1 protein-coding gene and 1 pseudogene are annotated in these 1,597 nt (G+C 37.9%); both read left to right on the plus strand.

All coding sequences use genetic code 11. The annotated features are described in order from the left end of the window. Window positions 1-120 precede the first annotated feature (120 nt). Entirely contained in the window at window positions 121-366 is a 246-nt protein-coding gene (locus RQ763_RS11680; protein ID WP_294931390.1) for an HP0268 family nuclease, read from the plus strand. A gap of 6 nt (window positions 367-372) precedes the next feature. Then, window positions 373-1,581 (plus strand): annotated as a pseudogene (gene miaB, locus RQ763_RS11685) (tRNA (N6-isopentenyl adenosine(37)-C2)-methylthiotransferase MiaB); the annotation flags it as partial. Window positions 1,582-1,597: the final 16 nt, after the last annotated feature.

A 1,597-nucleotide genomic window follows, 5' to 3' on the forward strand; every position in this document is an offset into this window, starting at 1 on the left:
ATTTCTTATGAAGAGTGTGATTGTACCAAAAATAGTCATAAAATTAGCTTTAATACGATTTTTAGTAGAGTTTTACTATAATGCAAAAATATATAGCATTAATATAAATGAGGAGAGATTATGGATTTAAAGTTTGCAAGAACAGATATTACGACAAAGCCTAAAAAGGCAGAATTAGAAAAGATAGAGGCTGCTCTAGAGAAGCAGGAGAGTGCGATTTTTTACTTTGATAGAGAAAATTCACATAAAGACCTTTTAGAGCTTCAGGACTATTTTGAGACAAAGGGAAAAAGTTTTTATATGAATGAGGTTAAGTATGGACTTGCCGATAACGAGTACATGTACCAAGTTCACATCATAAACTAAGAATTTATAATGTCAAAGAAACTTTTTATTGAAACATTAGGCTGTGCTATGAACTCTCGTGACAGTGAGCATATCATTGCTGCGCTTAGAGAAAAAGAGGGTTATGAGACTACTGATGACCTAAAAAGCGCAGACCTTATTTTAATAAATACATGTTCGGTCAGAGAGAAGCCTGTATCAAAACTCTTCTCAGAACTCGGAGTCTTTAACAAAAAGAAAAAAGAGGGGGCTAAGATAGGTGTCTGCGGTTGTACAGCATCGCATCTTGGTGAAGAGATTATTAAAAGAGCGCCTTATGTCAGTTTTGTTTTAGGCGCTAGAAATGTCTCTAAAATAACGGAAGTTCTTCACAGAGACAAAGCAGTTGAAGTAGATATAAACTATGATGAGAGCTCTTTTGCTTTTGATGAGTTTAGAACATCTCCATACAAAGCCTACATCAATATCTCCATCGGGTGTGACAAATCATGCACTTACTGCATAGTTCCAAAAACCCGCGGAGATGAGATATCTATCCCTGCAGAGCTTATTTTGCGCGAGGCTAAAAGAGCAGTGCAGAGTGGTGCAAAAGAGCTTTTTCTTCTCGGGCAAAACGTAAATAATTATGGACGCCGATTTTCCGGCGAACATGAGAAGATTAATTTTACAGAACTGCTTAAAAGACTTAGTGAAATAGAGGGCGTTGAGAGACTCCGTTTTACCTCGCCGCATCCGTTTCATATGGATGACGAGTTTATAGAGGAGTTTGCCTCAAATCCTAAAATCTGCAAATCAATGCATATGCCGCTTCAGAGCGGTTCCACAAAAGTTCTCAAAGGTATGAAGCGTGGCTATACCAAAGAGTGGTTTTTAAACCGTGTTGAAAAGCTAAGAAGTGTCTGCCCTGAGGTAAGCATCTCAACCGATGTTATCGTTGCATTTCCCGGAGAGAGCGATGAGGATTTTGAAGAGACTCTTGAAGTTGTAGGAGAAGTAAGATTTGATCAAATCTTCTCTTTTAAATACTCACCAAGACCTGAGACAGAAGCCGAACACTTTACAAATGTCGTAGATGAAGAGGTTGCCTCCCATAGGCTTACGACGTTACAAAATCTTCAAACGGAAATTCTGGACGAAAAAAACAGAACACATTTGGGCAAAATTTATAACGTCTATTTTGAAGATCTAAATAAAGACTACCATGTCAGCGGAAGAAGCGATAACAACATCGTCATATAAGTAAAAGGTTCCG

This window comes from Sulfurimonas sp. (assembly GCF_032250635.1).
Classification (GTDB): Bacteria; Campylobacterota; Campylobacteria; order Campylobacterales; family Sulfurimonadaceae; genus Sulfurimonas.

Bases quoted from the DNA above. Each gene is read 5' to 3' on its own strand.
- RQ763_RS11680 (WP_294931390.1), top strand. From the start codon at position 121: ATGGATTTAAAGTTTGCAAGAACAGATATTACGACAAAGCCTAAAAAG.